The following is a 3,168-nucleotide window of genomic DNA, read 5'->3' as shown; positions in this document are numbered from 1 at the left end:
TCACCTGGCTTGAGACGTAGGTCTTCCAGGATTCCTCCGTTGGCCTCGATGACAGCGGCGGACCCGGCGTTATCGTCGTCGCAGGTGACGAGGACCCGGTGGATGCCTCGGTTGGCTAGGAGGGCCAGGGATTGGCGCAGGATCTCGGTGGCGAAGCCCCGGCGGCGGAACTCAGGCGCAACGGCGTAGCCGATGTGTCCGTCGTAGTTCAGCAGGTTCTCGGTGAGCCCGTAACGTATCGAGGCACGTCCGATGACGGTCGGTTCTGCAGGCTCCCCATTGTCCTGGTCGTGAATCTCGGCGAGGAGGAAGTCTGTGAGCAGTAATTCCGCGGGCAGATCGGTGCTTTCATGCTATGGCCTGGCACGGCGCTGGTCAGGAGAGTCGAGCTTGAACGGAGACGTGAGGACGGGTGTTCTCAGAGGAGCGAATCTGGGTGGCGACTACCTGAAATCCCGCAGATCGCAGGTGATCTGTCAAGCCATCCTCCGACCAGTAGAACGCTTCGGTGATTGCGTGGTCGAACGGTAGGTCCTGCTGCCCCAGGAACGCTCCGACGAGGAGTTCACCTCCCGGCTTGAGAACTCTGGCGAACTCCCTGAAGGTCAGTTCACGGGCCTTTGGCCGCATGTGGATCAGGGAGTACCAGGCGAGGACGCCTCCGAAGCTGGAGGCGTCGAAGGGTAAGTCAAGGATGTCGCCGAGGTCGAAGGCGGTGAGGGGGAATCGCTTCCGCGCGGAATCCACGAACTCCGGGACTATATCGATGCCGTGTGTGTCGCAACCGAGGTTCTGCAGTAGATCGGTCCAGTGGCCGGGGCCAGAGCCCGCGTCAAGGATGGGACCTGCAACACCTTGTCCCCAAGTGGTGATGAGTGCTACGTCTAGTGGGTTCATATCCCCGACAGATCCAAGCTTTGCAACGTACTCGGAGGCACGCTGTGAGTACGAATCGGTCACCTTCTCCGCCACGCGTTACCTTTCGTCAGCTCACTGTGTCCGTCGAGAGTTTAGCGGTGCTGTTGTCACGTCAGGCTTGTTTGGGCATGAGGATCCATGCGCCGAGGTAGAACACGGCCTGGGGCCCGGGCAGGACGAAGGACAGGACGAACATGGTGCGCACCACGGTGGGCGATCACCCCAACCATTCGGCGATGCCGCCGCAGACCCCGGCGATGATCTTGTGGTCTCTGGATCGTTGAAGTTTAGCGATGCAACTGACAGTAGTCCGAGGGGCGGGAGGTCTGTCGAACAGAAAAGATTCGGATGAGCGGGGTTAGTGTCCGAAAACGATCGTTTATGACACGCCAGTTTGCACATCGGCACCGGAGTGTGAATGTGATCGCTATGTGGCGTGGAATCTTGATGACTCTGTGGCGCGTTGTTCCGCATTGGCCGGACCTGACAGAATTTCAGCTACGTTCTCCGGTGCCGACACACCTCCGCATCGCTTTTTGCCCCTCGTCTATCATTCGATTCGCTGCGCCCCCTTCCCTCCGTCTGGGTGGCTATCTATGGGCCGATCGGTATTCCGTCGCCTCACCAAGCCGAGGACAGTCGCGACAAGTGCAAGGGCAAGGCAGGCGAAGCCGACTACAGCACGCCACGATGACGGACCGTCGGACATTGCGATTAGCAGACATCCTATGACCAGCAGAGTCACATTTGAGCTGAGTATCCTGAAGCTCACGTTTTTCTTTCTGTCGGGAGACTCTCAGTAGATGCTCTGGATGACCGAGCGTTCTTCTCTGGCGATGCTAGACGGTAGGTGACTGGCTGGTGCTTTCTACCTGCTGCTGTTTGTATGTCTGCGGCAGCCGGTGGTCGATGACTGCCCCGACTATCACACCGATTACCACGAGTATCAGCAGCGCGATCATCCCGTCGAACTGCTCCAGTACCGGGGTGGTTGGGCCCGACCCCTGGTCCTCGGGCACTGACGAGAACGTCCTGCTGTCGTCGTGGCCTCGTACAGAGGATGTCGCTTACACCGCCGCATCCAGCATTGTCATCGCGACGGGCTCGATGTCCGCGTCGGGATACGGGCTGACCACCGAGATGAACGCCCCTCGTCGGCGCTGGCGATCCAGCACCATGTGAGCGCCGAATCCGGAGGCGTAACCGTTGTGCCACACCAGGGGTCGATCGGATCTGTCTTCAACAAACCACCCCGCCGCGACAGATTCAGTGTCATCAGTGAAGCGCACTCGGAAAGCATCCTCGTAGACACAGTCATCGGCGAGAAGGGTTGACATGACCGTGGCGAAATCATGGGCGCTTCCCCTGATCACTCCGGCCGGTCCATAGCCTTGCCCGGTCCAGGGCAATTGGTCAGTGCCCCACACGGTGACAGCGTTGAGGTCATGCGGGAGGTTTCGCTGTGCAGGTTGCTGAGCGCGCAGGCGTGAACACCCCAGCGGTATCGTCAGCCTGTTTCGCACCAGCGTCGGGTAGTCCGCCCCGTCGGCGGCCGCTAACGCGTGGCCCAATGCTGAGGCAGCGAGGTTGGAGTAGCTGAAGCGCCCGGCATGACGGACACGCGATCGGCGAAGTTGGTTCATCAGATCGGCGAGGTTCTCGGGTTGTGGATCACCACCTGTCAGTACAGCACTGAGCGCTCGGGCTGCTGAGCGGATTCCCCCGCCGGTGGCAGGCAGTCCTGAGGTGTGGGTCAGACAGGACTCCAAAGTCGCTTCACCGGCAGCTGTTCCGGCCAGGGGGAGGTAGTCTTCGAGCCGGTCGTGCGGTGAGATCAGCCTGGTCTGCACCATGTCGGTGTAGATCAAGCCGTTGAGGGCTTTGCTGATTGAACCGATGTGGAACGTTTTCTGCAGGTCGCACCCGATCGTGGCGATGCGAGTGCCTGCCGGGCCGACTGTGGCGAGACAGGCGGCATAGACGGGGCGCTTGAGCGGCAAGGAGTTGAGTAGAAGGCCTGCCAGAGCGGTGTCACCGTCTGTCATTGATGCGTTTGTGAGACAGGCGGGTTTCATACCTGTTCACCCTACCGGCGACGCGTCTCACGAGTGGACACTCTGAGGGCGCCACACAGCGATCAAGATGTCACGCCATTTAGCGGACAAAGTCACACCTTGAGTTGCTCAATCTGACGCTCAAGATTCTGATCTTTCGAACTCACCCGGGCATAGCCCACCTTCTGCCCCGAGA

General features: G+C 60.2%; 5 protein-coding genes and 1 pseudogene. All 6 read right to left on the bottom strand.

The window, feature by feature from the left end:
* A partial coding sequence (locus Q0X61_RS13470) for a GNAT family N-acetyltransferase (RefSeq protein ID WP_367270754.1) occupies positions 1-254 on the bottom strand: 254 nt, incomplete at its 3' end.
* Between the two features lie 121 nt (positions 255-375).
* A complete protein-coding gene (locus Q0X61_RS13035) occupies positions 376-972 on the bottom strand; it encodes a class I SAM-dependent methyltransferase (protein WP_297743301.1) in 597 nt (198 codons plus the stop codon).
* 58 nt (positions 973-1,030) lie between these two features.
* Positions 1,031-1,213 (bottom strand): annotated as a pseudogene (locus tag Q0X61_RS13030) (PspC domain-containing protein).
* Between the two features lie 255 nt (positions 1,214-1,468).
* Positions 1,469-1,663, bottom strand: coding sequence for a DUF202 domain-containing protein (locus tag Q0X61_RS13465; RefSeq protein WP_367270753.1), 195 nt, complete (start codon positions 1,661-1,663; stop codon positions 1,469-1,471).
* A gap of 322 nt (positions 1,664-1,985) precedes the next feature.
* Positions 1,986-2,963: a serine hydrolase gene (locus Q0X61_RS13025; protein WP_297743299.1), complete on the bottom strand. Its 978-nt coding sequence runs from the start codon at positions 2,961-2,963 to the stop codon at positions 1,986-1,988.
* 122 nt (positions 2,964-3,085) lie between these two features.
* Positions 3,086-3,154 carry a recombinase family protein gene (locus Q0X61_RS13460; RefSeq protein ID WP_367270752.1) on the bottom strand — a complete coding sequence of 23 codons (69 nt, stop codon included), beginning with the start codon at positions 3,152-3,154 and terminating at the stop codon, positions 3,086-3,088.
* Positions 3,155-3,168 lie beyond the last annotated feature (14 nt).

The sequence above is a fragment of the uncultured Tessaracoccus sp. genome (assembly GCF_947255005.1).
In the GTDB taxonomy this organism is placed as follows: Bacteria; Actinomycetota; Actinomycetes; order Propionibacteriales; family Propionibacteriaceae; genus Arachnia.
This window is presented reverse-complemented; position numbering and strand designations above follow the sequence as displayed.